The organism is Mesorhizobium sp. WSM4904 (genome assembly GCF_029674545.1).
Taxonomy (GTDB): domain Bacteria; phylum Pseudomonadota; class Alphaproteobacteria; order Rhizobiales; family Rhizobiaceae; genus Mesorhizobium.
The window spans coordinates 2,398,278-2,424,761 of sequence record NZ_CP121354.1 but is presented as its reverse complement, the minus strand read 5'-3'; the positions used below and the strand labels follow the sequence as shown (position 1 = coordinate 2,424,761).

23 protein-coding genes are annotated in these 26,484 nt (G+C 58.9%); 20 read left to right on the top strand and 3 right to left on the bottom strand.

Annotated elements, in window-relative coordinates:
• The first annotated feature begins 16 nt into the window (after positions 1–16).
• From QAZ47_RS11580 to QAZ47_RS11565, 4 genes are all read left to right on the top strand, one after another.
• The gene (locus tag QAZ47_RS11580; RefSeq protein WP_278233315.1) at positions 17–1,021 is read left to right on the top strand and encodes a site-specific integrase; all 1,005 of its coding nucleotides are present in this window, start codon (positions 17–19) and stop codon (positions 1,019–1,021) included.
• Between the two features lie 175 nt (positions 1,022–1,196).
• Positions 1,197–4,655, top strand: coding sequence for a hypothetical protein (locus QAZ47_RS11575; protein WP_278233314.1), 3,459 nt, complete (start codon positions 1,197–1,199; stop codon positions 4,653–4,655).
• Between the two features lie 9 nt (positions 4,656–4,664).
• On the top strand, positions 4,665–5,138 hold the full coding sequence (locus QAZ47_RS11570; RefSeq protein WP_278233313.1) for a response regulator: 474 nt from the start codon (positions 4,665–4,667) through the stop codon (positions 5,136–5,138).
• Positions 5,135–6,367: a hypothetical protein gene (locus QAZ47_RS11565; RefSeq protein WP_278233312.1), complete on the top strand. Its 1,233-nt coding sequence runs from the start codon at positions 5,135–5,137 to the stop codon at positions 6,365–6,367. Before QAZ47_RS11570 ends, QAZ47_RS11565 begins: the two co-directional genes overlap by 4 nt.
• An 87-nt stretch (positions 6,368–6,454) precedes the next feature.
• On the opposite strand, the gene QAZ47_RS11560 is transcribed toward QAZ47_RS11565, so the two are convergent.
• The gene (locus QAZ47_RS11560; RefSeq protein WP_278233311.1) at positions 6,455–6,682 is read right to left on the bottom strand and encodes a helix-turn-helix transcriptional regulator; all 228 of its coding nucleotides are present in this window, start codon (positions 6,680–6,682) and stop codon (positions 6,455–6,457) included.
• A 92-nt stretch (positions 6,683–6,774) separates the two neighbouring features.
• Here QAZ47_RS11560 and QAZ47_RS11555 point away from each other — a divergent pair, with 92 nt between their 5' ends.
• The 4 genes from QAZ47_RS11555 (at position 6,775) to QAZ47_RS11540 (ending at position 11,019) form a co-directional block, all read left to right on the top strand.
• The gene (locus QAZ47_RS11555; protein WP_278233310.1) at positions 6,775–7,077 is read left to right on the top strand and encodes a hypothetical protein; all 303 of its coding nucleotides are present in this window, start codon (positions 6,775–6,777) and stop codon (positions 7,075–7,077) included.
• A gap of 445 nt (positions 7,078–7,522) precedes the next feature.
• Complete coding sequence (locus QAZ47_RS11550) at positions 7,523–7,678, top strand: hypothetical protein (RefSeq protein ID WP_278233309.1); 156 nt, start codon at positions 7,523–7,525, stop codon at positions 7,676–7,678.
• Positions 7,679–7,923: 245 nt separating this feature from the next.
• On the top strand, positions 7,924–9,597 hold the full coding sequence (locus tag QAZ47_RS11545) for a hypothetical protein (RefSeq protein WP_278233308.1): 1,674 nt from the start codon (positions 7,924–7,926) through the stop codon (positions 9,595–9,597).
• A gap of 753 nt (positions 9,598–10,350) precedes the next feature.
• On the top strand, positions 10,351–11,019 hold the full coding sequence (locus tag QAZ47_RS11540; protein WP_278233307.1) for an outer membrane protein: 669 nt from the start codon (positions 10,351–10,353) through the stop codon (positions 11,017–11,019).
• A gap of 90 nt (positions 11,020–11,109) precedes the next feature.
• On the opposite strand, the gene QAZ47_RS11535 is transcribed toward QAZ47_RS11540, so the two are convergent.
• Complete coding sequence (locus tag QAZ47_RS11535) at positions 11,110–11,403, bottom strand: DUF1330 domain-containing protein (RefSeq protein WP_278233306.1); 294 nt, start codon at positions 11,401–11,403, stop codon at positions 11,110–11,112.
• Positions 11,404–11,858: 455 nt separating this feature from the next.
• Between QAZ47_RS11535 and QAZ47_RS11530 the strand changes: the two genes are divergently transcribed.
• Positions 11,859–12,140, top strand: coding sequence for a hypothetical protein (locus QAZ47_RS11530; protein WP_278233305.1), 282 nt, complete (start codon positions 11,859–11,861; stop codon positions 12,138–12,140).
• A 31-nt stretch (positions 12,141–12,171) separates the two neighbouring features.
• On the opposite strand, the gene QAZ47_RS11525 is transcribed toward QAZ47_RS11530, so the two are convergent.
• Entirely contained in the window at positions 12,172–13,326 is a 1,155-nt protein-coding gene (locus QAZ47_RS11525; RefSeq protein ID WP_278233304.1) for a dihydrodipicolinate synthase family protein, read from the bottom strand.
• Between the two features lie 230 nt (positions 13,327–13,556).
• Here QAZ47_RS11525 and QAZ47_RS11520 point away from each other — a divergent pair, with 230 nt between their 5' ends.
• From QAZ47_RS11520 to QAZ47_RS11470, 11 genes are all read left to right on the top strand, one after another.
• Complete coding sequence (locus tag QAZ47_RS11520; protein WP_278206872.1) at positions 13,557–14,609, top strand: LacI family DNA-binding transcriptional regulator; 1,053 nt, start codon at positions 13,557–13,559, stop codon at positions 14,607–14,609.
• Complete coding sequence (locus tag QAZ47_RS11515; protein ID WP_278233303.1) at positions 14,606–15,622, top strand: Gfo/Idh/MocA family oxidoreductase; 1,017 nt, start codon at positions 14,606–14,608, stop codon at positions 15,620–15,622. The genes QAZ47_RS11520 and QAZ47_RS11515 overlap by 4 nt, the downstream gene beginning before the upstream one ends.
• Positions 15,619–17,220 (top strand): acyl CoA:acetate/3-ketoacid CoA transferase, encoded by a 1,602-nt coding sequence (locus QAZ47_RS11510; protein WP_278233302.1) that lies wholly within the window; start codon positions 15,619–15,621, stop codon positions 17,218–17,220. The genes QAZ47_RS11515 and QAZ47_RS11510 overlap by 4 nt, the downstream gene beginning before the upstream one ends.
• Positions 17,213–17,989 (top strand): enoyl-CoA hydratase/isomerase family protein, encoded by a 777-nt coding sequence (locus QAZ47_RS11505; protein ID WP_278233301.1) that lies wholly within the window; start codon positions 17,213–17,215, stop codon positions 17,987–17,989. Before QAZ47_RS11510 ends, QAZ47_RS11505 begins: the two co-directional genes overlap by 8 nt.
• A 10-nt stretch (positions 17,990–17,999) precedes the next feature.
• A complete protein-coding gene (locus QAZ47_RS11500) occupies positions 18,000–19,511 on the top strand; it encodes an aldehyde dehydrogenase family protein (protein ID WP_278233300.1) in 1,512 nt (503 codons plus the stop codon).
• 59 nt (positions 19,512–19,570) lie between these two features.
• Entirely contained in the window at positions 19,571–20,824 is a 1,254-nt protein-coding gene (locus tag QAZ47_RS11495) for an ABC transporter substrate-binding protein (RefSeq protein ID WP_278233299.1), read from the top strand.
• A gap of 172 nt (positions 20,825–20,996) precedes the next feature.
• Positions 20,997–21,956 carry a sugar ABC transporter permease gene (locus QAZ47_RS11490; protein WP_278206866.1) on the top strand — a complete coding sequence of 320 codons (960 nt, stop codon included), beginning with the start codon at positions 20,997–20,999 and terminating at the stop codon, positions 21,954–21,956.
• Positions 21,953–22,897 (top strand): carbohydrate ABC transporter permease, encoded by a 945-nt coding sequence (locus QAZ47_RS11485; protein WP_278233298.1) that lies wholly within the window; start codon positions 21,953–21,955, stop codon positions 22,895–22,897. The genes QAZ47_RS11490 and QAZ47_RS11485 overlap by 4 nt, the downstream gene beginning before the upstream one ends.
• A gap of 23 nt (positions 22,898–22,920) precedes the next feature.
• On the top strand, positions 22,921–24,036 hold the full coding sequence (locus QAZ47_RS11480; RefSeq protein ID WP_278206865.1) for an ABC transporter ATP-binding protein: 1,116 nt from the start codon (positions 22,921–22,923) through the stop codon (positions 24,034–24,036).
• 5 nt (positions 24,037–24,041) lie between these two features.
• Entirely contained in the window at positions 24,042–25,556 is a 1,515-nt protein-coding gene (locus QAZ47_RS11475; RefSeq protein WP_278206864.1) for a GMC family oxidoreductase, read from the top strand.
• Positions 25,557–25,716: 160 nt separating this feature from the next.
• The gene (locus QAZ47_RS11470; RefSeq protein ID WP_278206863.1) at positions 25,717–26,478 is read left to right on the top strand and encodes a 3-ketoacyl-ACP reductase; all 762 of its coding nucleotides are present in this window, start codon (positions 25,717–25,719) and stop codon (positions 26,476–26,478) included.
• Positions 26,479–26,484 lie beyond the last annotated feature (6 nt).

Sequence of the window (26,484 nt, the reverse complement as noted above, 5' to 3'; positions counted from 1 at the left end):
CAGCAAAGGGTTCGTCATGGCCACAATTCGGAAGCACCGCAACAAATACCAGGTGCAGGTTCGCAGGACGGGCGTTGCCCCCTCAACCAAAACATTCACACTCCTTGCAGACGCCAAGGAATGGGCAAGGCACCAAGAGAGACTGGCAGACAGGGCAGAGCTTGGACCTGACAGAAAGGAATTGGAGAGGATCACCCTCGCCAAGCTTGTCCAGCGATATATTGACGAAATCGTGCCCGTTAAGAAAGGGGCCGAAATCGAGAGGATCGTTCTCGAAGCCTTCCTGCGGCACAAGATTTGCAAAAAGCGTCTCTCGGAACTGACAACAGCCGACTTTGCCACCTATCGAGACGAGCGGCTGAAAACGATCACAACAAAATCGCTAAAGCGCCAAATCGCTCCGCTCAGCAACATGTTTGAGATCGCAAGGCTGGATTGGAATCTCCCCCTCCGCAGCAATCCACTTACCGACCTTGCCTTGAAGGTCACGGATAACAAGAGGGATAGACGGCTAAGGGAAGGCGAGTTCGCAAAGCTACTGGAAGCAGGGCGAAAGACAAGAAACCCCCTGCTGATCCCAATCGTTAGGCTGGCGCTGGAAACGGCCATGAGAAGGGGGGAGATTATTGCCCTGCGGTTCCGTGACGTGGACATTGAGCGCTGCACGGCAACCATTCGGGATTCGAAGAACGGTCATTCAAGGACCATTCCGCTTTCGTTGCTGGCGGTGGAAATCCTTGAGACAAGGATTGCCGCGATGAACGACAAGGCCAGAGTACAGAATGCACGTATTTTTCCGATCACCCCGGTTGCAGTACGCCTTGCATGGGACAAGCTGGCGAAGCGGGCAAAGGTTGACGATTTGCACTTCCACGACCTACGGCATGAGGCGATTTCCCGGTTTTTCGAGAAAGGCCTTACCGTACCAGAGGTAGCGTCAATCAGTGGGCATCGGGACATTCGAATGCTGCTGCGATATGCGCACGCTGACAGAGGCAAACTCGCACAAAAACTAAATTAAACCGAGCTGACCCCTGCCGCGTTGGATAGGCTCAAAGAGACGGCATCCAATTAAATGGGACGGGAAATTGATCGCGTCTCAGCATCTCAACTCGCGCAATAAACCGACGTGTTGAAGGGGATCCAAATCTGCCCTAAACAAAGTGCAATCATTTCTCGACTCAGAGCAAATTCGAATGGCATATAATGGCATGGCAGAGATGCAGAATCGCATCCGCGGAGCTGTCTCTGATTATGTTGGCAAGACCCGGTACAAAACCGGCAAGAAAGAGCTTAAAAAACCTCCAAATCCTGAGGAAGATCTTCGTTACTATCGAATAGCGATAAACGACTGCTATTTGGAGGCGCGAAAGTTTTTGCGAGAAAGCGACTTCTCGCACTTTCTCGACTGGGCCAACAACTACATTCGCCTCAAGACACCGTCTTTTTTCAACAAGCCAATTAATACAGACTATTTGCACCATCGCCCCGGCGGTCCCAGAATTGCACTTAGAAAAGAATTACTATGGCTGGTCTCAAGAATAAATCTCGAGCGAAAAGCTGTCGATGACTTTGTTCGCCGAAAAAACATTGCTACTAGATTTGTAATGACGAGTGAAATAGGCCAAGCGATCCAGGCCGTCGATGAAATCAGCAATCTTATTGGCGATTCGTTGTGGTCAACTAAGCTTAGAATTGCGCTTGAACATCTACACAATGGCCTGGAAGGTCATAAGAGATACGTAGCAAATATTAGACGGCAACATCGACGTGGATTTTTGCAGTACGTAGCTTACTATATTAGTGTCCGCAATGAGGACAGAACGTCTATATCCGCATTCAGAAGTGAGGTTGATAAGAGGTTTGATAAACTTGTAACCGCACAATTATCAGCATACACTCGGTTTCATCTATTTAACGAATGGCCAGAGGATCCTAAAGAGGTGTCTAAAATACTAATGATGGAGCAGAAAGGCCCCATCATCGATATATATGAGACTTTCATATCGTATATCCAAGAATCAATTCGTTTGTCGTTCGACAAAAAGCAGATGATGCATATCGCCTCTGCTGTCGATTTACTTAAAGTCCATGACTACCGCCTAGAAAAGGTTCGTCTTGCCCTTGGCCTGAAGGTTGACACTAGCCAATTTGAGACACGAGAATCACAAATAGGTGATATCCTATTCGGGACAGCCCCGGAGAATGCCCCGCGAGCTGCCCTTCGGGAGACGTTTGGCGCTAGCGATCCTTGGCAAATTATCTACGCCGCGCTGGCGCTATCTTTGCCAAATAGACGGTTCATTCGGCGCAAGGCGGGGGCTTTGAGTTTTGCGAAGGCTTTATCCGCGTCATTCATCAACGGATTTCTTGCGTCTTCGGAAGGGACTGACGCTGAGCGCATCGCTTTGAACCTCTCTGGCTTGGCACCATTCAAAGGGATCTGCGATTTCATTTCCGAGATGAAGACAAAGTCAATAACGGCACAACCGGCATTACATCTGGTGGATCTGAATTCGGAAGTGTTGGGACCCGAGAGTGTCACTCTCCAAAGCGAGGGACTTTCAACACAAGCCGGTCCCACGACCGCCGCCTGGCGCATCTTAGATACAGGTTTAACGAGCGATTCAAAGCTCCTCAATCCGATAACGTCCAGTTGGGCGCAATCTTTTTGGCTAGAGAAGCTTCAGGAGCACGACGCGGCTAGCGACTGTCTAGTGACGACGGTCAATAGCCAGGATGTTCCCGGCTCCATCCGACACTTTGCAGATGCGCTGCTGTTCAGGTGCCGATATGGCATGGGTGATCGCACAGCCCTCATAGAGCTTATTGCAAATGAGGCCATCGCACCCGGATCAGTGCCCCCAAAGCAGATTGTAGAAGCCATTGGAGCGTATCAATTTTCCGACTATCGAGCACTAGGGCTTACGATGCAAACGATCGTAGCCATCTTTTATCTTCACAAGATTTCCAACAGCGATTTGCATGCCTCCATTTTGAGGTTTGCAACATCGCGCTTCCTAAAATCGACAACGTGGAAAAAGCCGTCTGCTGTAGCTGACCACGTTAGCGAATACCCGTTGGACATATTGATTTACTTTTTATGGTACGTTTGCGTACCAAGCACTATCGACGTCTCTGGCTTATTTCAAAATTCGAAAGAGGTGATGGTTGAGAGACAAGCGATTTGCGGCGTGCTTGCTTCTATTGATGAGAAGAATATTGCTCAATACGATGGCGAGATATTTAGTATCACTCACCGAATGCGAATCAATGAAGGCTTGGAGATCATCGACAGGAATCGTATTTATGTTGATACAGACTCGATAGGTCGATGGGCTAAAAGTTCTCTAGGACAAATGTTTCTTCGTTATCGCGATCTCAACGACATCGATGTTGACGATGGCGACATGTATGATCAGCTTCTTAAGGAAATATCTCAGTCCGGGAAGGTCTCTCGTGAGCTAGTCTTCACTCCGGTTGGGGAGGCCGACGGCCTTTTGATAGCTCTGGTTGGAGAGATTAAAGAGGAATTTCTGCATAATTCGTCATATGGGCTCGATTACTATGTGAGCAAACGTATACGGCATCAATCGTTTGTAGGAAGGGTGCGTGATCCCCTTGAGGTCCGTCATATAATTACCACCCGTGCAACAGGGCATTCAAATTACAACCCGAATGCATATTGGCTAGGTCGCCTAACGCCGCTATCGGACAACCGCCGGATCGACGAACATTTTCAAGCTTTCTCAAAATTCTTCGATGAGAAACTAAACGACATCAAGGACCGGCGGTTCCATGCTCGATCAGCAGAAAAACCCGATGGCATCTTTGACATCGTGATTTCGTCACCGCTCCTAGTGGTCACCCGCGCGCTATCCAGGAGCGATGAGACTATCGACGATTTCCTGCGGACGGTTTTTGCCATTTTCTGGGGCGTACTGGCCGGAAGTCTGGAGACCGCTAAGAGAATCATTTCCGAGGATCTGAAGATGGGCCTTTCAGAGGCCCTGAACAAGCTGCGGATCGACATCGGGAATTTGGTTTTACACGACTCGGCCTTTCAGGAGTTCAGCTTGTCAATCTCCCAAGCGACAACCGAACTACAGGCGGCGTTAGGAGAGACGGAGGCCTGGTTTGAGCGTCCTGAAACAGAAACTTCAAAGCACCGCTTCACCTTGCGAGTAGCAATCGACGTGGCAGTGGAATCAGCATTGAAGTCGAACCGAGTTCTCCAACCGCGAATTGTCTATAACGTAAGCGACAATGTTGTGGTTGGCGCGTCGGATTTGATTTTTATAAATGACGCGATATGGGTCGCCTTCGGGAACATGCGCAAGCATAACGCGGGTTTAACAGACCCGCTTGTGAGCATCAATTGCTCGCTCAATAGCGATAAGAGTGCGCTTCGAATTGAGATTATCAATAGCGTGTCCCCAAAGCTCAACATAGAAGAGCACGAAGCCCGGATGAAAGAAATCCGGGAGATGATCAAAAAAGGGGCAACCGGTAAACGATCTAGAAACGACGAAGGTTCCGGATTTATAAAGTTATCGCCGATAATTCGACAATCAAGTATGGGAAGGTTGGAATTCGGGTTCATTCCTGAGAGAAGATTCCGTCTGTTTGTGCAATACTCTTGGTTGGCTGAGTAGGTTGTTATGATGGACTGCGTCATCCTGTTGGTTGAGGACGAGCCGTTTAAGCAGCGCCACATCGAGCAGTACGTGAAGGGGGTCTTTCCGTCAGCCTGTATCGAAACTGCCCGTTCTGTTACCGCAGCTATTGATATAATTGACGAGCGCATACCAGACGTACTGCTGTTGGACATGTCCCTTCCCACCTTTGATATTGGCGAGCGCGAAGGAGGAGGACGGCCGCAAGGCTTCGGTGGCATTGAAGTCATCCGTCATATGAAATTTTCTGGCATAGCGTGTCCTATCATAGTCGTTACCGGCTACGAGGCGTTCCCGAAAGGCTCTGGCTTCGTTGGCATCAGCGAACTTGAGGCGGAGTTGAAGGCAGAGTTTCCCGAAATGGTCGAGGGGGTTTTGTATTTCAATTCGGCTTTTGATGATTGGAAAGACCCCCTAGTGGCTCTGATTAGAACCGTTTTGTTGAGGAGGGAAAAGTCGTGAAGATACTCATTGTCGACGACAATCCGCGAAAATATGAGAAACTATTCCCCCCTGTGATCGACGTTGGTGTTGACCGCGGTTCGATCGACATCGTGACGTCCGCGTCTGACGGAATAAACCGTCTGAAACTTACGACTTATGATCTGTTAATAATCGATATCCTACTTCCATTCTTCCCGGAGCAGGAGGCGTCTATTGATAATTCAATTCAACTATTGATGGAGATTGGCGACTCTGAAGAAATACAGCGACCTAAACGGATCGTGGGAATATCTGCGGACAGGGAAGCTGCTGAGGGCGCGTCGGATATATTTCGGAAGAATATGTGGACGATCATTGACTATGATGAAACAACCGACGAGTGGTATACACAAATAGTCAATTGCGTCCGATATATGATCGCCCAGTCAAAGAACAGGGCTACAGCTGACTCAAGAATTGATGTCGCAATCATCTGCGCGCTGGCCGAGCCAGAGCTTTCCGAAGTTCTTCGACTACCTTGGTCTTTTGTAGCGGCTGAGCCGATTGACGAAGTCACGTTTGGACATCGTGGGCGATTTGAAGTTGGCGGCGTTTCACATTCGGTAATGGCGTTTGGGATAGGCCGAATGGGGATGGTCCCGACTGCTTTGACCGCAGCCCGCGTAATTGATCGCATGAGGCCCAAGGTGCTAGTGATGGCCGGCATCTGCGCAGGTATCAAGGGAAAGGTGAACTTGGGGGATGTAGTCCTGGCTGACCCCTCGTGGGATTGGCAATGCGGCAAGTATATTACGGATAAGAATACTACCCAGTTCCTCGGCGCAGCATACCAACACGTTCCGCCAAGCATCGTACGCGCCCATGTTGAACAGCTGAAGGCCGACAGGGCGTCCCTTGCGAAAATATCCTTAGAAGCGCCAGACCAGAAATTGGGATTGTTCAAGGTCGCGATCGGTCCCATGGCTTCCGGTGCCGCCGTCATAGCCGATGAGGAGGTGACGGCAGAGATCAAGGCACAGCACCGCGAAACGTGTGCGATCGATATGGAGTCCTACGCTATCTACAGCGCCGCCTACCAGGCCGACAGGCCAGCGCCTGTTGCATTCGTGCTCAAGGGCGTTTGTGACTACGCTGATCCACACAAGAATGACGGACATCAAAGGGACGCAGCATTCGCAAGCGCTAACGTGATCCGTCTTTTACTAGAGCGGTACGGCGACCGCATAATTCAGGGCTCAGCCTCTTAATAGGCCTATAGCATGAGCCAGCTCATAGAGCATCATCATGGCCGGATTGCGCTTAGCCATTCAGGATCGCTTAGGTCATTCACCTTGCTACTCCCTAGGGCTGGTCTCTGATGGCTTAAGAAGCTCCCAAGCCTCAACCTGGAGCACGACCGAAAGTTTGCCTATGAACTTTAGGCTTGCGTAGTATTTGCCCTTTTCGATCTGACTGAGGTAGCTCCGGCTGACACCTGCATCGTACGCAAGATCGTCTTGAGACAGCCCCCTTAGGTGCCTCAACCGACGCAAATTTGCAGCAAGCACTTCCCGCAAGTCCATGCCGGAAGCGAACCCAGTTGCTCAAAATTCGCACCTCGATATATTGAACAAAGCGAACTGCCGTCCAACGCGCGTCTCGGGAGGGGTAACCGATGAGCAACGATAGATTGATGAGCGACGACAAAACCGAACCGCGCCGGTCATTTTTTCCCATTCGCATATACCTACGCATTGGCAATAGGCGTCCAGAGAAGGCCCAGAAGGAAGAGCTGTTCTATCCACCCGGCTGGAACATTCCCTTGACTCGCCACGAAATGTTTCAATGGCGCTTGTCCGTTTTTATCGCCCGGGTTCTGGTTGTCTGTGCATGGGTCGCCGGCACACTAGCCGTAGCGTATGGTGCGGCCGCACTAGTCGCATATCTCGCCCCCTTCTGGCTGCCATACCTACAATGATGCGTTCGTATCTCTCCCCTTGGGAGCGGTCCCACAGAGGGACAATCCTACCCTTCGCATCCAAATAGGCTCGAACCCTCCAAGGCAGTGCGGGACCGGTCTACGAGGCGCCTCAGGCACGGTTTCGAGGCGTGGAAAATATCATGGGAACGCCTCCGGCTGGCCAACACGGGCGCTTATACGGTGCGGGCGTAAAATTTTGGACCGCTTGCCTTGCGCAGGGCAAAGCGCTTCCCATCTATCGTCTGAATTCTGTAGCGCAGAAGGCTAGAAAGCCTAGAGCGGGATGATCTACAGGATGCGGTGAAGCCGCTTTAGCTGAGTTCTTCAGCGTTTCCGTGCAAGTCAAGCACGTGACGTTCTCCGTTCGATCCCAATCAAAACGACGATGAGCACCCGAAGCGCTCGTCAGCATCTCTCATGCGCCTGTTAACAGGAGAACAATATGCTGCATTTCGTTCTTTCCCGCTTATTCGGAAAGGAAGATTTCCGCTCAACTTTAAGAGGAATCAGATCCACGCAAACTGCGCTAAATTTCAAAAATATGGAGGATATCGAATTAATAACAAATGCCGATATAGATGGCTCAGGTGAAAAATAGAAAAGTGACTATTACTCTAAGGTAGTCATTCGAATAAACGCTGAATGGAGAATTATAGTCTGCAACGACGGGATCCAGTGGATTCTTCAAAAACGAAAGGGTTCTTACAACGGAAGGCCAGCTTGGAGGGCAAGGAGCTATTGCAGGTCAAAGGCGGGTTTATGCCGCGCGATCAGGGAAAAGGTCGGGGACGTATCTCCTGAGGTCAAAGGCCAATTGGCTCAACTGCCAGCCCGGGTAGAGTCATGATCTATGACCGCAACTGCCCGAGACTAGATCGCTCTCAGAAGCTGTCTTCCTTGTTCGATCCATATCTTTGGCCCATTGCTGAGAGCATAGTAGCAAAAGCCGGAAAGCGACGAAAGAAAGACGCGGTCGAGAACGTTAAAACGGCTCTCAGCGTCATATTATTTAATCTTCTCAGAGCCCACGCCTTACATCCATCACGTTGTGTGCAGATTTATCTCGGCAACAATGGCTATAAGAAAGGGCAATTCAACCCATATCAACTTGGCATTCGAGCCGTTCGCAAGGTTGTTGACTATCTGACAGGTTCCACTCCATCGCTAGCTTATAAACGAGGAGGGAACTTCGGTGTAGAGCTAGGAAAAGGATATACAACCATAGTAATGGCATCGGATTCATTAATTACGTCAATTGATGACTATATAAATAAATCTATATGTAATGAATACATACCCATTAATAGGAACACATTTGAGACTAATAAATACATTGCCATACGGGACATAGCTTTCGATAGAGCCAATCTCCCAATAATTCGCCTCCGAAAAGGATCGTCAAAGGACGGGAGCGAATTCGAGGAATTTCAGCATACGACTGAAACTCTGGCCATGGAGGCCTCCTTGCACAGGTACAATTCATTCATATCAGACATCCGTCTAAATCTCTTCGTCTCCGAGAAGGAGATGGCTTCCCTAGCGGACCAAACAAAATCCGGCTTCGATGAATTCGGTAGGCCCAGCTCGGCGTCCCCCCTAATAGATCTAGTTTCCGGGAAGAGCCTGCATCGTATCTTCAATTACAGAAGGTTTGATCAGGGTGGACGCTTCTATGGTGGATTTTGGCAGAATGTTCCGAAGGCGTATCGTCGTTTCATAACGATCAACGGCATGCCCACTGTCGAGGTCGATTTCTCCAACATGCAGTTGGCAATGCTCTACGCGAAGGTGGGCCAACAGCTTGAAGGTGACGCATACATTCTCGATGGCTTCGGGCAGGAGTTTCGTGACCTTGTGAAAACTACTACCCTTAAGATGATCAACGCTCAGGGACACATCGAAGCTCCTCTCAGGTCGAAGCTACCAGAGGGCGTGTCATGGAAGGACCTACAGGAAGCGGTCCTTGCGAAGCACAAACCAATTGCAAAGTTCTTCCGCTCTGGAGAAGGCATTCGGCTTCAACGGCAGGATTCTGACATTGCGGAAGACGTGATCATGACGATGATGGACACAGGGGTTCCAGTCCTTCCCGTTCATGACAGCTTCATCGTAACTGAGGGCTATGCCGACGAACTATCCGCTACGATGCTAGACGCCTACCGGCAGAGAATGGGAGGCTGGACGATATCCTTGAAACACTCAAGAAGCCTCTTTGACGACCTGCTGGCGGATCAGGAAGAGCTACACGGAGACGAACGACATAGCCTTGGCATGAAGCTCTTCCTGGCAAAGCGGGAGGCACCTGAATACGAGGGCTACCGTCTGAGGGAGAAGCTGCTTGGTCATGCCAAAACAGATTCTTCAGGGAAGAACACTGAGATCAGACTGGGTGACCGGACAGGCAACGCACCTGACGAGCCAATTCCAGAGATAGGTCCCAGCGCCGGAACAGCGTACTCTGGTGGGAATTGGTTGCTTGATTCAGCGAAACGCCTGTGGGACCGGTTTGTGGCCTGAGGAACGTCTGTCTAAACCCAAACAACGGACTGCCCCCCGATAGGGCGTTCAAGCTAGAAGTTTACAGATTGCAAAACTGGCGCCCACGTCGTCGGTACATACACATGGATACCCCCGGGGCCTGTCACCTGTCGCCCCCGGCCTCAAGGAAGTTTCCAACCCGGAAAGGAAGGGCTGTGTGGCGATCTCATGTACGTTCTCACTTAAAGCGCTGTGTAAAGTTCTCAATGTTGGTCACACTCCGGTCACACCGAAGGCCGGAGACCTTCCTCTTTGCTTGGGATTGCGTGTAGCTAGGAAAGATCGTAGACTGCGTAAGCAGCTGAATTTATTCAGTCTTTCAATAGGAGCGAAGGCGACTTCAGCGGGAGAGCACTGCATTGACATTGCAGGGGTCACAAGTTCAATCCTTGTCACGCCCACCATCCTTCCAATAACTCAGCGGTTTCCGCCACTGCCTGGCGCAAGCGGCGGCGTGGGCAGGCGACGTCTTGGAATGAGCGAAAGTGCACGCGGCTTGCTGCGCCATTATAGTTCGCTAGCTCCCTACGGGGGCGAGACAAAGCCAACCTATCACCCGCTGGCTCCGGCTTGCGGGTTTTTGTAGGGTCCGAACCTTGCTCGCGGTGTCGGAAGCAATCTCTCGCCACGCCTCATCCAGCGCCACTGTTGCCGCTGTGTTACAGCGCAACTCCTGAAAACCATGCTATCAAACTCTTAGGTGCAATGGCGGATCGGAGCGACAGGCGAGTTATGGGGAAGGTTCTACTCACGTCGGCAATGCTTGTTGGGTTTTGTTCGTCAGCCTTTGCTGCGGATGCATTGTCAGTCGAGCCCACGTCCTACAATTGGACAGGCGCCTATATTGGCGCGGTGGCCGGCGTCAATTTCCTCAAGGGCGATGTGACGATCCCGAATTATGATCCCACCGGATATGATGGCGATAGCACATCGGCATCGATTGGCGGCCAAGTAGGCTACCAGTATCAATTCGACAACAATTTCGTTCTCGGAGCGGAGGCTCGTCTGGTTGCGGTGTTCAACAAGAAGACAGTGCCGACGATCGACGGTGAAACGTTCGAGACCGCTGCCGATTGGCAAGGCGATATCGTCGCGAGGGCCGGATATGCGATGGGCAACTTCCTCCCCTACGTTAAGGGCGGCGTGGCCTTCCTGCACCTGCACGATACCGGATATAGCATTCTCGGTTTTGGGGATACCAAGTTTGACCGGACTTATACCGGCTGGACGATCGGTGTTGGCGCAGATTACGCGCTCAATGACAAATGGGTTGTTGGCGTTGATTACGCCTACGCGCATTTCTCGGACCATAATTTCGAGGACGACAGTGCGTTGGTTGGCCCAACGTTCGTCAAGCCCAGCACCCATACGGTTTCTCTGAGCCTAAACTACCGCTTTTGACGTCCCTTGAATTGTTGCGGACGGCCATGGCGATGGCCGTCTCGGATCGAGCGCAAGTTAGCGGTTCTCCAGTGGCGCTACGCCCGCCGGCTACCCGAGGTCCCCTTCGAACATCACCAGCACGCGACTCGACGCCTTGAGCGCGAAGCGCATGGCTTCTTCATAGGCCGGGTCGGCGTAGCAGGCCTTGGCGATCTCCAGCGACGGAAACTCCACAAGCACCATGCGCTTGGCATCGCGCGCCTCGACAAGCAGCGGCGGCTGCTTCGTCGTGTTGGTTCGCGCCTGGTATTTTTCGCCGATCGGCTTCCAGAGCCGGCCGTATTCCGCCTGCGCTTCCTGGTCCGAAATCTCGGTTCCGACGATGAGCCAGTATCCCTTCACGCTGAAGCGCTCCCTGATGATCTGAACTGCCCTGGCAGCTAAGCGTGGAGCCGGGCGCTTGTCTAGCGAACCGGAGGAGTGCCGGTCGTAGCGGGGCAAGCGTCCTTGCCTATCTGTTTGAGCGCATCGATTGAATAGAACTGTGACACAATCCGAATAACAGGCACGCAGAGCCGATTTCGGGAGGATTGTCCTAATTCCAATAGAGACTCCGCTCTTCCGTCCGCCGGCAATCGCACGCGGACTGCGATGTCCAGCCGCAAGTCTGGGCACATGAGTGGTCTGGTTGCGCGTCTATCGCGAACTCAAACGCGCGAGCGCGCCGCTTGCCACCCTTGCCCGGATACGCGAACGGGCGGCAAAGCAAGCCGCCCGCGATCGTCTGGCGCGGCAGCGCGTCGACGCCGCCCGTGAGCTTATGAGACCTCGCAACCCGCCCCGCGAAGGACAGCTTCATGCTCGTCCGCATCATCGGCAATGACTTGGAGCCACGGCACAGGAAGGGCCAGTCACACGACAATGTCCGGTTCGTCCTGGACAATGAACCTGAACTCCCGGACTGCGAGAAATTCTGGATCGTCAACCGGATCGTCGACCCTGACGAGGAAGCGCGCATCGTCGACCTGCTGCAAAGCCGCGGTCAGAGTTTTCACACGATCCCGTTCGAGCTCGATATGGCGCCGGCCCTGATTTCTTTCGCCGCTCCAGGACAGCCTTCCACTGTCGAGCGCGGCTGATGCCATCGCGTAGAAGATAGGACTGCCTGATTCAAACGCCCGCGACCGAGCAGAGGGCTTTCATCCTGGTGATGGCGCGCTCGGGATCGGCCAGCAATCCGGCCTGATCGGCCAGGCGAAAGATGTCGGCGTAGTGGCATATGCCGCGCGCCGACTGCATGCCGCCGACCATGGCGAAATGATCCTGGTGGTCGTTCAGCCACGCCATGAAGACGATGCCGGCCTTATAATATTCGGTCGGTGCCTCGAAGATTTTCCGCGACAGCGGCACGGTTGGCGCCATCAGCGCGTCATAGCTGGCCCGGTCTCCTGCGCCGAGCTTCGCCAGCGCGGCGTTGGCAACCGGCGCGATGGCGTCGAAGATGCCGAGCAGCGCATGCGAATGCTTCTTGCCGTCGCCGGCGATCAGTTCCGGATAGTTGAAATCGTCGCCGGTGAACATCACCACGCCCTCGGGCAGGCGGTCGCGCAGCCGTACCTCCTTGCCGGCGTCGAGCAGCGATATCTTTATGCCTTCGACCTTGTCGGCATGCCGCTCGATGATGGCGACGACCGTATCGAGCGCGGACTCGAAATCGTCGCTTCCCCAATAGCCTTTCAGCGCCGAGTCGAACATGTCGCCGAGCCAGTGCAGGATGACCTTGCCGGAAGCTTGGCTGAGGATGCGGTCGTAGACGCGCGCATAGTCGTCCGGCCCCTTGGCCACCGCCGCCAGCGCGCGGCTCGCCATCATGATCGCCTTGCCGCCCTCGCCCTCGATGAACGCGAACTGCTCCTCATAGGCGCGGATCACGTCGTCGAGCGACTTTGCCGCCGAGGGCGCCAGGTGGTCGGTGCCGGCGCCCGAAGCGAGATCGGCGCCCTTCACCGTGTGTGCCTCGGCGATCGAGCGCCGGATCAGTTCCTTCGCGCTCGCCCAGTCGAAACCCATGCCGCGCTGCGAAGTGTCCATGGCTTCCGCGATGCGGAAACCGAGCCGCCACAGATGATGGCGAAAGGCCATGGTCTTGTCCCAGTCGACCGCAGCCTGAGACCAGGGATCGGTCATGGCGAATGGATTGGCGACGACATGGGCCGCGGCATAGGCGATGCGCGGGAAATCCGCGCCGATGACGGGCTCTACCGGCTGACCGACCAGCCTGTAGCTGACGCGGTCGCCATTCTCCGCAGGCAGGATGATGTCCATGGAAGTCTCCCTTTGCGGCAGCTATAGATGGAACGTTCCAATAAATCAAGGATCTTTATGGTTCTGCCGGCTGAAGCGATTCAATGTCGAATTTCAGTGTAAGACCCTTGCATTACGGGGGCATCCATCAATTTTTCCGAATTTCACGAGAATCCCGATTGACTCCAGATTGCCGAGGTGTTTAGAACGTTCCAATAGATCTCGATATCGACGCGGAGGAAGTCACGGATATGGCCAGCCGGGCCAAGGCGACGATCCTGGACATTGCCCGCGAGGCGGGCGTGTCCAAATCGACGGTATCGCTCGTGCTGCAGGGCAGCGGGCTGATCCGGCCTGAGACCGCGGTCAAAGTGCGCAAGGCGATCGAGGATGTCGGCTATGTCTACAACCGCGGCGCCGCCAATCTGCGCAAGGCCCATTCCAACGTCATCGGCATGGTGATCAACGATCTCACCAATCCCTTCTTCGCCGAGCTGGCTGTCGGCATGGAGCGCGTCTTCCAGGCTGCCGGCATCGTGCCTTTCATCGCCAACACCGCGGAGAACCCCGTGCGGCAGGAAGAGGTGCTGAAGTCGCTGATGGAGCAGGGCGTCGCCGGCCTGATCGTCTCGCCGGCGCGCGGCACCACGCCCGGCGCCTTCCGCCGCATCGAGACCGCCGGCGTGCCGATCGTCTTCACCATGCGCCGGCTGCCCGAGAGCCGCATTCCGGTAATCGCGCCGGACAACCATCGCGGCGCCTTCATCGCCACCGAGCATCTGATCCGCAAGGGCCATCGCCGGCTGGCCTTCTTCGGCGGCTCGTCCGACCTCGTCGTTTATCGACAGAGGCTGGGCGGTTTTCTGGAGGCTTGCGAAACGCTGGACATCCCCGTCGCCGACAGAACGATCGTCGAGGGCGAGACCAGCCGCAAGGGCGGCATGACCTGCCTGGAGACCGCGCTTGCGGCGCCTAAGCCGCCGACGGCCGCCCTTTGCTTCAACGATGCCGTCGCTTTCGGCGTGATGCTCGCGCTGCGCAAGCGCGGCCTGGAAGCCGGAGCCGACTTCGCCGTCGTCGGCTTCGACGACGTGGCCGAGGCCGAGCACTACATGCCGGCGCTGACCAGCGTCGCCGTCGACACCGCCGGCCTCGGTGAGCGGGCTGCCCACGTCATGCTGAAGATGATCCAGTCGCGCACCACGCGCGCCGAGGACCATATCGGCGCTGTCAGCCTCGTTGTCAGGGAAAGCTGCGGCCCGAGCCGCAACGCGCGCAGCACTGGAATGGGAGACGCGGCATGAGTGTGAGATGGGGCCTGATCGGCGCGAGCACGATCGCCAGGCAGTTCATGATCAACGCCATCCGCGCTCAAGGTGATGGCGAGGTTGCCGCCGTGATGAGCTCCAGCCCGGAGCGCGCCGAAGCCTACGCCAAGGAAAACGGCATACCGGCCGCCGTCTCGACGCTGGACGCGCTGCTTGGCCCGGACATCGACGCCGTCTACATCTCGACCACCAACGAATTGCATCTCGAACAGGGTCTGGCTGCGATCAAGGCCGGCAAGCATGTGCTGTGCGAAAAGCCGCTGGCGCTGACCAGCGCCGATGCGCGCAGGATGGTCGCCGCGGCCGGGCAAGCCGGCATCGTGTTCGGCACCAACCACCACCTGCGCAATGCCGGCGCGCATCGGGCGATGCGCGAGGCGATCGCCGCCGGCCGTATCGGCAAGCCGATCGCAGCGCGTGTCTTTCATTCCGTCTACCTGCCGGAAAACCTGCAGGGCTGGCGCATCGCCAGGCCCGAAGCCGGCGGCGGCGTGGTGCTCGACATCACGGTGCACGATGCCGACACGCTGCGCTTCGTGCTCGGCGACGATCCAGTCGAGATCTCTGCCTTCACGCAAGCCGCCGGCATGGCCGGCGGCGGGCTGGAGGACGGCGCCATGTGCGTCTGGCGCTTCAAGTCCGGCGTCATCGCCCAGTCGCATGAGGGCTTCACGACGAAATTCGCCGGCACGGGCTTCGAGGTGCATGGATCGGAAGGCTCGCTATTCGCCACCAATGTGATGACGCAGAAGCCGGTCGGCTCCGTGCTGCTGCGCACCGCGAGCGGCGAGGAAGAACTGAGCTTCGACCGCGAGGACCTCTACACCCGCTCGCTGCGCCAGTTCCATGCCGCGATCCGCGGCGAAGGCCATCCATCGGCGACCGGCGAGGACGGCATCTGGTCGCTCGCTTGCGCCGAAGCCGCGTTGCAATCCTCGAAAACGGGCAAGGCTGTGACCATCGATCCGCAACTCGGGAGCCTCGCGTGAGCAAGCTCGTCTCTGCGGCCTATGCCGCCGGCCTGATCAAGGACGGCATGGTCGTCTCGGTATCGTCGTCGAGCGGCCTCGGCTGCCCCGACGCCGTGCTTGCCGCGATCGGCGAGCGCTTCGATGCGGAAGGCCATCCGAGGGACATCACCACGCTGCACCCGATCGCGGCCGGCGACATGTACGGCATTAAGGGCATCGATCATCTAGCCAAGCCGGGGCTGTTGAAGCGCACGCTCTGCGGCTCCTATCCTTCCGGCCCCTCCTCGGCCGAGCCGCCGCGGATCTGGCAGATGATCGGCGACAATTCGGTCGCCGCCTACAATGTGCCTTCCGGCATCCTGTTCGACATGCATCGCGAGGCGGCCGCCAAACGGCCCGGCGTGCTGACCAAGGTCGGCCTCGACACCTTTGCCGACCCGCGCCACCAGGGCTGCGCCATGAACGCGGCGGCCAGCGAGCCGATCGTTTCGGTTGAGCAGTTCGACGGCGAGGAATGGCTCTATTTCCGCGCCATCGTTCCCAACATCTCGATCATCCGCGCCACTTCCGCCGACGAGCGCGGCAACCTCACCTACGAGCATGAAGGCGCCTATCTCGGCGGCCTCGAACAGGCGCTCGCGGCCCGCAACAATGGCGGCATCGTCATCGCGCAGGTCAAGCGCGTCGTCGAGAACGGCACGCTGAAGCCGCATGATGTGCGCGTGCCCGGCGTCCTGATCGACCATATCGTCGTCGCGCCCGACCAGTTGCAGACGACGCAGACGCCATACGATCCGGCGATCTCCGGCGAGATTTTCCGACCGCTGTCTTCCTTCCGCACGCCGGAGATGAACATCCAGAAAGTGATCGCGCGCCGCGTTGCGATGGAGTTGCGCGACGGCATGGCCGTCAACATCGGCTTCGGCATCTCCGCCAACGTGCCGCGCATACTTCTGGAGGAAGGCCAGCACGGCAAGGTCACCTGGGTGATCGAGCAGGGCGCGGTCGGCGGCGTGCCGCTGCTCGACTTCAAGTTCGGTTGCGCTTCCAACGCCGAGGCGATCATGCCTTCGCCGCACCAGTTCATCTATTTCCAGGCCGGCGGTTTCGACGCCTCGCTGCTCTCCTTCCTGCAGATCGACCGCCACGGCTCGGTCAACGTCTCGAAGCTTTCGGCCCGCCCGCATGTCACGGCCGGCGCCGGTGGCTTCGTCGACATCACCGCGCGGGCGAAGAAGATCGTCTTCTCCGGCTTCTTCAACGCCGGCGCGAAGCTCTCGTTGGCCGATGGCGCTATCCGCATCGACCAGGAAGGCAAGGTCAAGAAGATCGTCGAGGAGGTCGAGCACATCTCCTTCTCGGGAAAACGCGCCGTCGCTCAAGGCCAGGACATCACCTATGTCACCGAGCGCTGCGTGATGAAGCTGACGCCCGACGGGCTGATGGTGACGGAGCTGGCGCCCGGCATCGATCTCGAGCGCGACGTGCTGGCGCAGGCCGATATTCCGCTCGCCGTCGCCAACGACCTGAGGGTCACGCCGTCATCGCTCTACCACGACCGGCCGATCGGCCTGTCGCTCAATGGCGGTGCCTCGCTCGGAGGCGCACATGGCTGAACGCCTCGTCACTTTCGAGCAAGACGGCGCCGTCGGCATCGTCACGCTGCGTCGTCCGGAAAAGTTCAATGCGCTCGACATCCCGATGCTGCGCGCGCTCGAAGCCGCACTTGGCGAGGCGGAACTGGCCGAAGGCGTCCGCGTCGTGCTCATCCGCGGCGAAGGCAAGGGCTTCTGCGCCGGCGGCGACGTCGAGGCCTGGGCACAGTTGAGTGCCGCCGATTTCCAGGTGCAATGGGTCCGCTTCGGCCACCGCGTCTTCGACCGGCTGGCGCGGCTTAGGCAGCCGACCATCGCGGTGCTCTCCGGCCATGCGCTGGGCGGCGGGCTGGAGCTCGCAGCGGCCTGTGACTTCCGCGTCGCCGAGACGCAAGTGAAGCTCGGCTTCCCCGAGACTTCGATCGGCGTGGTCCCCGGCTGGTCCGGCACCCAGCGCGCCGTGCGCCGCTTCGGCGCGCAGGCGGTGCGGCGCATGGCGCTCGGCGGCGAGATTTTTCTGGCAGCCGATGCGCTCGCGCTTGGCATCGTCGACCGCGTCGTCGAGACCGGCAAGGCGTTGGAGGATGCCTGGGCCTGGGCCGAAAAAATCGCCGAACGCGGCCCGCTGGCGACCGAGGCCGCCAAGCTGATGATCGGCGTCGCCGAGGGCGAGGAGAATGCCGCGGCGACCGAGGCGCTGGCCAGCGGCTTCATTGCGCTCACCGGCGACCTGAAAGCCGGCGTCGGCGCCTTCAAGGCCAAGCGGAAGCCGGCCTTTTCGAGATCCTAGAGAAAGCACCATGAACGCACCACTCAAGATTTCCATGCCGGCCGAGGCGTCCCAGGCGCCGAAGGCCTACAAGCTTCTGATCGACGGCAGCCATGTCGACGCCCGCGACGGCCGCACCATCGAGCGCATGAGCCCCGGCCACGGTTTTGCCGTGTCGCGCTACGCCCAGGCGGGCGCCGCGGAGGTCGAGGCGGCCGTGCAGGCCGCGCACCGGGCCTTCGAGACAGGTCCCTGGCCGCGCATGAAGGCTGCCGAGCGCGCGGCCGTGCTGCTCAAGGCGGCCGACCTGATCGAGACCCGGCTGGAGGAGATCGCGCGGCTTGACGCGCTGGAATCCGGCAAGCCGATCGCGCAGGCGCGCGGCGAGATCGGCGGTGCGGTCGACATCTGGCGCTACGCCGCCTCGCTTGCCCGCACGCTGCATGGCGAGAGCTACGCCAATCTCGGCGACGATATGCTGGGCGTGGTGCTGCGCGAACCGATCGGCGTCGTCTCGATCATCACGCCATGGAATTTCCCCTTCCTGATCATCAGCCAGAAACTGCCCTTCGCGCTCGCCGCCGGCTGCACGGCGGTGGTGAAGCCGAGCGAGATGACCTCGGCCTCGACCTTCGTGCTCGGCGACATCCTGCTGGAGGCCGGGCTGCCGGCCGGCGTCGTCAACATCCTCGCCGGCTTCGGCGCTGATGTCGGCGCGCCGATGGTCAGCCATCCGCTGGTCGAGATGGTGTCCTTCACCGGCTCGACCCGCGTCGGCAAGATGACCATGGCGGCGGCCTCGAACTCGCTGAAGAAGGTGTCGATGGAACTCGGCGGCAAGAACGGCCAGATCGTCTTCCCCGACGCCGACCTCGAGGCGGCGGCGGATGCGGCGGTGTTCGGCGGCTTCTTCAATGCCGGCGAATGCTGCAATGCCGGCAGCCGGCTGATCGTGCATGAAGCGATCGCCGATGACTTCCTCAGGACCGTCAAGGCGCTGGCCGAGAAGGTGAAAGTCGGCGACCCGCTTGACGACCGCACCAAGGTCGGCGCCATGATCTCCGCCGACCATATGGAAAAAGTAGCCGGCTATGTGACGGCAGCGAAAACCGACGGCGGCAGCGTCTTCAGCGGCGGCGGACAGCTCGCCTCCAATGCCGGCCAGTATCTCGATCCGACCATCGTGCGGGGCGTCACCGAGGACATGGCCATCGCCCGCGAGGAAGTATTCGGGCCGGTGCTGTCCGTCCTCACATTTGAAACGATTGAAAAGGCATTGCACATCGCCAACAACACGCCCTATGGTCTGTCTGCGGGTGTGTGGAGCGCCAGCATCGACACATGCATGTCGGTGGCGCGCGGAGTGCGTTCGGGGACGGTTTGGGTAAATACGTTCATGGAAGGTTATCCCGAACTGCCCTTCGGCGGCTACAAGCAGTCCGGTCTCGGACGCGAACTCGGCAAACGCGCCGTCGAGGACTATACCGAGGAAAAGACCATCCAGTTTCATCGCGGCCAGCGCACCGGTTGGTGGGTCGGCTGAGTTGGGAGACCCCGGCGGTCACCCCGCCGGTTATGTGACTGCAACAAGGGAGGTAGTAAATGTTGCGCAAACTGCTTATCGGAACGGCTCTTGCGACGAGCTTTGCGTTCTCGGCGCATGCCGCGGACGTCAAGGAAGTGCAGATGCTGCATTGGTGGACGTCGGGCGGCGAAGCGGCCGCTCTGAACGTGCTGAAGCAGGATCTGGCCAAGGAAGGCTATGCCTGGAAGGACGTGCCGGTGGCCGGCGGCGGCGGCGACGCCGCCATGACCGCGCTGAAGGCGATGGTTGCGGCCGGCAACTATCCGACCGCCTCGCAGATGCTGGGCTACACCGTGCTCGACTATGCCGCCGCCGGCGTCATGGGCGACCTGACCGAGACGGCCCAGAAGGAAGGCTGGGACAAATCGGTTCCCGCCGCCCTGCAGAAGTTCTCCGTCTATGACGGCAAGTGGGTCGCGGCTCCGGTCAACGTCCACTCCGTCAACTGGCTGTGGATCAACAAGGCGGTGATGGACAAGATCGGCGGCACCGAGCCGAAGACCTTCGACGACTTCATCGCCCTCCTCGACAAGGCGAAGGCCGCGGGCGTTATCCCGTTGGCGCTCGGCGGTCAGAACTGGCAGGAAGCCACCATGTTCGACTCCGTCGTGCTGTCGACCGGCGGACCGGAGTTCTACAAGAAGGCGATGAACGACCTCGATGAGGAGTCGCTCAAGTCCGACACGATGAAGAAGTCGTTCGACAACCTCGCCAAGCTCGTCACCTATGTAGATCCGAACTTCTCGGGCCGCGACTGGAACCTCGCCACCGCCATGGTCATCAAGGGCGACGCGCTGGTTCAGGTCATGGGCGACTGGGCCAAGGGCGAGTTCCACGCCGCCAAAAAGACCCCGGGCACCGACTTTCTCTGCTACCGCTTCCCGGGCACCGACGGCTCGGTGATCTACAACTCCGACATGTTCGGCATGTTCAACGTTCCGGACGACCGCAAGGCCGCCCAGGTCGCTCTGGCCACCGCCACCCTGTCGAAGAGCTTCCAGTCTGCCTTCAACGTCGTGAAGGGCTCGGTTCCTGCCCGCACCGACGTGCCTGACACCGACTTCGACGCCTGCGGCAAGAAGGGCATCGCCGACCTGAAGAAGGCCAATGAGGGCGGCACGCTGTTCGGCTCGCTCGCCCAGGGCTACGGCGCGCCCCCGGCGGTTGCCAACGCATACAAGGACGTCATCTCGAAGTTCGTCCATGGGCAGATCAAGAGCTCGGACGAGGCCGTGACCGAGCTGGTCAAGGCGATCGACGACGCCAAGTAAGGCTTTTCGCCGGCGCAATTCCAGGAAGCGGTTTTCCGTCCGGAATTGCGCGAACAAACCAACAGGTCTCCCCCGCTTCGGCGGGGGAGGTCCCCTGTCACAAACGGTGCGGGATGCATCCTGGCGCGCTTCGCGCCGGAGAGCTCCCGACCAACCGGTACTGGATGAGCCGATGAGCACAGTCGCCGAAACCCAAATCAAGCTGACACCGGAGCATGACGCCCGCCCTGACGCGACCGTCCGCTCGCGGCTGCAGGATCTGTTGCCGAAGATCGTTCTTGCGCCGAGCTTCGCGGCGACGATCGTGTTCGTCTATGGCTTCATCCTGTGGACGATCTATCTGTCGTTCACCAACTCCAAGACCTTCCCGTCCTATGCCATAACCGGCGCCCGCGCCTATCAGCGGCTGTGGCGCTGGACCTTCGAGAGCGACCCGCCGTCGAGCTGGTACACCTCGATCACCAACATGGGCATTTTCGGCTTCCTCTATATCCTGATCTGCCTGGCGCTCGGCCTGTTCCTGGCCATCCTGCTCGACCAGAAGATCCGCGGCGAAGGCATGCTGCGGCCGATCTACCTCTACCCGATGGCACTGTCTTTCATCGTCACCGGCGTCGCCTGGAAATGGTTCCTCGACCCCGGCCTCGGCCTCGAGCAGACGCTGCATCAATGGGGCTGGACGAGCTTCCATTTCGACTGGATCAAGAACAAGGATTTCGTCATCTACACGGTGGTGATCGCCGGCGTCTGGCAGGCTTCCGGCTTCATCATGGCGATGTTCCTGGCCGGTTTGCGCGGCATCGACGGCGAGATCATGAAGGCTGCGCAGATCGACGGCGCCTCCACCTTCCAGCTCTACCGCCGCATCGTCATTCCGCTTCTGCGGCCGGTGTTCCTCTCGGCCTTCATCGTGCTCGCCCACCTCGCCATCAAGTCCTACGACCTGGTCGTGGCGCTGACCAGCGGCGGCCCGGGCGGCTCGGCCTGGCTGCCATCCAACTTCATGTATGAGTTCACCTTCAAGCGCAACGAGATGGCGGTCGGCTCGGCCAGCGCGGTGATCATGCTGATGACGCTGACAGCGATCATCGTGCCTTACCTCTATTCCGAGCTCAGGGAGAAGCCGCGATGAGCACTGTTGCCTCACCGGCCCGCCAGGCCTCGAGCGGCGTCAGCGCCAGGACGATAAACCGCATCGTCGTCTACGGTCTGCTCGCGCTGTTCGCGCTATTCTATCTGATGCCGCTCTTCGTCATGCTGGTCACCTCGTTCAAGACCATGGACGAGATCCAGAACGGCAACATGCTGGCGCTGCCGCAGTCGCCCACAATCGAGCCGTGGTTCAAGGCCTGGGGCCAGACCTGCGTCGGCCTTACCTGCGCCGGCATCAAGGGTTACTTCTGGAACTCCATCAAGATGGTGGTGCCGGCGGTGCTGATCTCCACGCTGCTCGGCGCGCTCAACGGCTATGTGCTGACCAAATGGCGCTTCCGCGGCCACACGCTGGTCTTCGCGATGATGCTGTTCGCCTGCTTCATCCCGTTCCAGTCGGTGCTTTTGCCGATGGCGACGATTCTCGGCAGCATCGGCCGCTTCGGCGCCAGCCTGCGGAACGCGACCGGGTTCAACTTCGGCCTCGGCAATTCGACGGTGAACCTGGTCTTCGTCCATGTGGTCTATGGCCTCGGCTTCACCACGCTGTTCTTCCGCAACTACTACGAGGCCTTCCCGACCGAACTGATCAAGGCGGCGCAGGTCGACGGCGCCTCCTTCTTCCAGATCTTCCGCCGCATCATGCTGCCCAACTCGATGCCGATCTTCGTCGTCACCGTCATCTACCAGTTCACCAACATCTGGAACGACTTCCTGTTCGCCTCGGCCTATGCCGGCACCGGCGACGTGATGCCGATGACGGTGGCGCTGAACAATGTCGTCAACACCTCGACCGGCGTCGTCGAATACAACGTCAACATGGCGGCGGCGATGATCGCAGCACTCCCCACCCTGATCGTCTACGTCGTCGCCGGCCGCTATTTCGTGCGCGGGCTGATGGCGGGCGCGGTCAAGGGCTGACCCTCTTTCTTGAAGGAACGACCATGGCTTTTTTGGAAATTGATGGGCTGAAGAAGCGCTTCGGGAATGTCGAGATCCTGAAGGGCATCAATGTCGAGCTCGAAAAGGGCGGCTTCCTCGTGCTGGTCGGTCCGTCAGGCTGCGGCAAGTCCACGCTGCTCAACACCATCGCCGGCCTGGAGAACATCACCGAGGGCCAGATCCGCGTCGACGGGCGCGCGATCAACGATCTGCATCCCTCGAAGCGCGACATCGCCATGGTCTTCCAGAGCTACGCGCTCTATCCGAACATGACGGTGGCTGGAAACATCGCCTTCGGCATGGAGATGCGCGGCGTGCCGGCGGCGGAACGGCAGGCGGCGATCGACAAGGTGGCCAAGATCCTGCAGATCGGCCACCTCCTGCAGCGCAAGCCCAGCCAGCTCTCCGGCGGCCAGCGCCAGCGCGTCGCCATGGGCCGTGCGCTGGTGCGCGATCCGAAACTCTTTCTGTTCGACGAGCCGCTCTCCAACCTCGACGCCAAGCTGCGCGTCGACATGCGCATCGAAATCAAGCGCCTGCACGCCACGACCGGCACGACGATCGTCTACGTCACCCACGACCAGATCGAGGCGATGACGCTGGCGACCAAGATCGCCGTCATGCGCGACGGCGAGGTGCAGCAGTTCGGCACGCCGGCCGAAGTCTACAACAACCCCACCAACGTGTTCGTCGCCGACTTCATGGGCTCGCCGGCGATGAACCTGATCCCGGCCAAGATCGGCGCCAATGGCAGCGGGTTGGCCGTCGTGCTCGATCGCGAGGCGCGCCAGCCGATCACGCTGTCGCTTCCCGGCGCGCCGGCCGGCCTTGCGGCCTTCAAGGACAAGCCGGTCATCTTCGGCGTCCGCCCGGAAGCGCTGACCGACCCGGAAGGGGCGGAACGCAACGGGTCCGAGATCGCCACCGCCGACTGCCACATCGAAGTGGTAGAGCCGGCGGGATCGGATACTTTCGCGGTCACCAATCTCGGCGGCAAGGGCGTGGTGGCGCGGCTGCGCGCCGATGCGAGGATCCAGCCCGGCACCAGCACGCCGCTGGCCTTCAACCTCAGCAAGGCGGTGTTCTTCGACCCGGCGACCGAGAAGCGCATTCTCTGACGGCCATGAACCCGGATATCGTCATCATCGGCTCCGGCATCGGCGGCGCCACGATCGCCTCCGGCTTGGCCGGCAGCGGCGCCTCGATCGTGATCCTGGAGCGCGGCGAACCGATGCCGGCGACGCCGCATGCGCGCTCGACGCGGTCGATCTTCGTTGACGAGCACTATCGGCCGAAGGAGATGTGGCGCGAGGCCGGAGGAGCCGCCTTCAACCCCGGCAACTACTATTATGTCGGCGGCAATTCGAAATTCTTCGGCGCCGTGCTCATCCGTTACCGCAAGGAGGATTTCTCCGAGCTCGAGCATTTCGGCGGCATCTCTCCCGCCTGGCCGTTTTCCTATGAGGAGTTCGAGCCCTGGTACTCGAAGGCCGAGCAGCTTTTTCGCGTGCGCGGAACGCTGGGCGAGGACCCGACCGAGCCGTTCCACTCGATCCCTTACGCTTTCAAGCCGGTGCCCGACGAGCCGTCGATCGCGCGCGCCCGTGCCGAACTGAAGAGCCTTGGCCTGCATCCGGCCTCGCTGCCGCTGGGTGTCGACATCGAAGCCTGGCTGAAGGAAGGCAAGACCGGCTGGGATGCTTTCCCCAACACCGGCCAGGGCAAGATCGACGCCCAGACCGGACCTCTGACGGCGGCGCTCACTGACAAGAACATCCGCCTCGAGACCAGCGCCCATGTCGACTGGCTCGAGGCCTCGCCCGACGGAAAGTCCATCGTGGCCATCCACTATACCCAGAACGGTTCGCAAAAGACGCTGTCGCCGAAGCTGGTCATCCTGTCGGCTGGCGCGGTCAATTCCGCCGTCATCCTGCTGCGCTCGCCTTCCACCGGCAATGGCAAGGCAGGCGGCAAGGGCCTCGCCAACAGCTCCGACCAGGTCGGGCGCAACTTCATGAACCACAATTCGAGCGCGATGCTCGCGATCGACCCGCGCCGCCGCAACGATGCCGTCTACCAGAAGACGCTGATGCTCAACGACTACTATCTGTCGGACGGCAAGGGCGGCAAGCCGCTCGGCAATGTGCAACTGCTCGGCAAGATCGACGGCAATATGTTGAGGGCCAATGTGAAGCTGGCGCCGAAATTCGCGCTCGACTTCATGGCCGGCCACGCCGTCGACTGGTACCTGATGTGCGAGGATCTGCCCGATCCCGAAAGCCGCATCATGGTCGACGGCAAGGAGATCGTCATGCAGTGGCGGCGCTCCAACATGCAGTCCCTCGAGGGCCTGACCAAGGTGATGCGCGAGAATTTCCGCGCCTGCGGCTATCCGATCGTGCTGTCGCGGCCCTTCGACAAGCGCACACCCTCGCACCAGTGCGGAACGGTGAAAATGGGCAATGACCCTGCAACGTCACCGCTCGACCCGTTCTGCCGTGCCTTCGACCACAACAACCTGTTCGTCGTCGACGCCAGCTTCCTGCCGACTTCGGCCGCGGTCAATCCGGCACTGTCGATCGCGGCCCAGGCGCTGCGCGTCGCCGACCACATCCGCAAGACGGAGCTTGCGGCATGACAGGCCGGCGCCGCCCCTCATCCGCCTGCCGGCACCTTCTCCCCGTGAAGGACGGGGAGAAGGGAGTTGGCCGTAACGCCGGAGATCCCCCTCTCCCCGTCCTTCACGGGGAGAGGGTAAGGGTGAGGGGCAGCGCCGACATCCGAAAGGCTGGCTTCAAATGACCCGCCCGGCGGCCATAGTCACCGGCGGCGCGCGCGGCATCGGGCTTGCCTGTGCCGAGGCGTTGGCCGACGCCGGCTTCGACATCCTCGTCGCCGACCTTGCCAAGAAGCCGGCCGATGCGCTTGCCGAGAACATCGCCGCGCGCGGCGCGAAGTTCGCTTACGCCCAATGCGATATTGCCGATCTCGCTGGCCACGCCGAACTTGTCGAGACCGCGATCGACGCCTTCGGCAGCATCGACTGCCTGGTCAACAACGCCGGCATTGGCGCAGTGCTGCGCGGCGATCTTCTGGAGCTGAAGCCGGAGAATTTCGACCGCGCTCTTGCCGTCAACCTGCGCGGCACGGTGTTCCTCAGCCAGGCGGTCGCCAAAGCCATGCTTGCGACGCCTGCCGGCTCGACCAGATCGATCATCACCATCACCTCGGTCAGCGCGACGATGGCTTCGCCGGAGCGCGCGGATTACTGCATGTCCAAGGCCGGTCTGTCGATGTGGGTCAAGAACCTCGCGCTGCGGCTCGCCGCGGAAAACATCGGCGTGTTCGAGGTTCGGCCTGGCATCATCCGCACCGACATGACCGCGGGCGTCTCCGCCAAATATGACGCGCTGATCGATAGCGGCCTGGTGCCGGCCAAACGCTGGGGCGAGGCCGCCGATATCGGGGCGGTGGTGGCAGCGCTGGCCAGCGGAAAATTCGGCTTTTCGACCGGGTCGGTGATCGATGTCGACGGCGCGCTTTCCGTGCCTCGCTTGTGAGTGAGT

Bases quoted from the DNA above. Each gene is read 5' to 3' on its own strand.
- QAZ47_RS11555 (WP_278233310.1), top strand. From the start codon at position 6,775: ATGAGCAACGATAGATTGATGAGCGACGACAAAACCGAACCGCGCCGG.
- QAZ47_RS11490 (WP_278206866.1), top strand. From the start codon at position 20,997: ATGAGCACAGTCGCCGAAACCCAAATCAAGCTGACACCGGAGCATGAC.
- QAZ47_RS11485 (WP_278233298.1), top strand. From the start codon at position 21,953: ATGAGCACTGTTGCCTCACCGGCCCGCCAGGCCTCGAGCGGCGTCAGC.
- QAZ47_RS11505 (WP_278233301.1), top strand. From the start codon at position 17,213: ATGGCTGAACGCCTCGTCACTTTCGAGCAAGACGGCGCCGTCGGCATC.
- QAZ47_RS11525 (WP_278233304.1), bottom strand. From the start codon at position 13,326: ATGGACATCATCCTGCCTGCGGAGAATGGCGACCGCGTCAGCTACAGG.
- QAZ47_RS11570 (WP_278233313.1), top strand. From the start codon at position 4,665: ATGGACTGCGTCATCCTGTTGGTTGAGGACGAGCCGTTTAAGCAGCGC.
- QAZ47_RS11540 (WP_278233307.1), top strand. From the start codon at position 10,351: ATGGGGAAGGTTCTACTCACGTCGGCAATGCTTGTTGGGTTTTGTTCG.
- QAZ47_RS11515 (WP_278233303.1), top strand. From the start codon at position 14,606: ATGAGTGTGAGATGGGGCCTGATCGGCGCGAGCACGATCGCCAGGCAG.
- QAZ47_RS11475 (WP_278206864.1), top strand. From the start codon at position 24,042: ATGAACCCGGATATCGTCATCATCGGCTCCGGCATCGGCGGCGCCACG.
- QAZ47_RS11500 (WP_278233300.1), top strand. From the start codon at position 18,000: ATGAACGCACCACTCAAGATTTCCATGCCGGCCGAGGCGTCCCAGGCG.
- QAZ47_RS11480 (WP_278206865.1), top strand. From the start codon at position 22,921: ATGGCTTTTTTGGAAATTGATGGGCTGAAGAAGCGCTTCGGGAATGTC.
- QAZ47_RS11520 (WP_278206872.1), top strand. From the start codon at position 13,557: ATGGCCAGCCGGGCCAAGGCGACGATCCTGGACATTGCCCGCGAGGCG.
- QAZ47_RS11545 (WP_278233308.1), top strand. From the start codon at position 7,924: ATGATCTATGACCGCAACTGCCCGAGACTAGATCGCTCTCAGAAGCTG.
- QAZ47_RS11530 (WP_278233305.1), top strand. From the start codon at position 11,859: ATGCTCGTCCGCATCATCGGCAATGACTTGGAGCCACGGCACAGGAAG.
- QAZ47_RS11550 (WP_278233309.1), top strand. From the start codon at position 7,523: ATGCTGCATTTCGTTCTTTCCCGCTTATTCGGAAAGGAAGATTTCCGC.
- QAZ47_RS11495 (WP_278233299.1), top strand. From the start codon at position 19,571: ATGTTGCGCAAACTGCTTATCGGAACGGCTCTTGCGACGAGCTTTGCG.
- QAZ47_RS11560 (WP_278233311.1), bottom strand. From the start codon at position 6,682: ATGGACTTGCGGGAAGTGCTTGCTGCAAATTTGCGTCGGTTGAGGCAC.
- QAZ47_RS11575 (WP_278233314.1), top strand. From the start codon at position 1,197: ATGGCATATAATGGCATGGCAGAGATGCAGAATCGCATCCGCGGAGCT.
- QAZ47_RS11580 (WP_278233315.1), top strand. From the start codon at position 17: ATGGCCACAATTCGGAAGCACCGCAACAAATACCAGGTGCAGGTTCGC.
- QAZ47_RS11470 (WP_278206863.1), top strand. From the start codon at position 25,717: ATGACCCGCCCGGCGGCCATAGTCACCGGCGGCGCGCGCGGCATCGGG.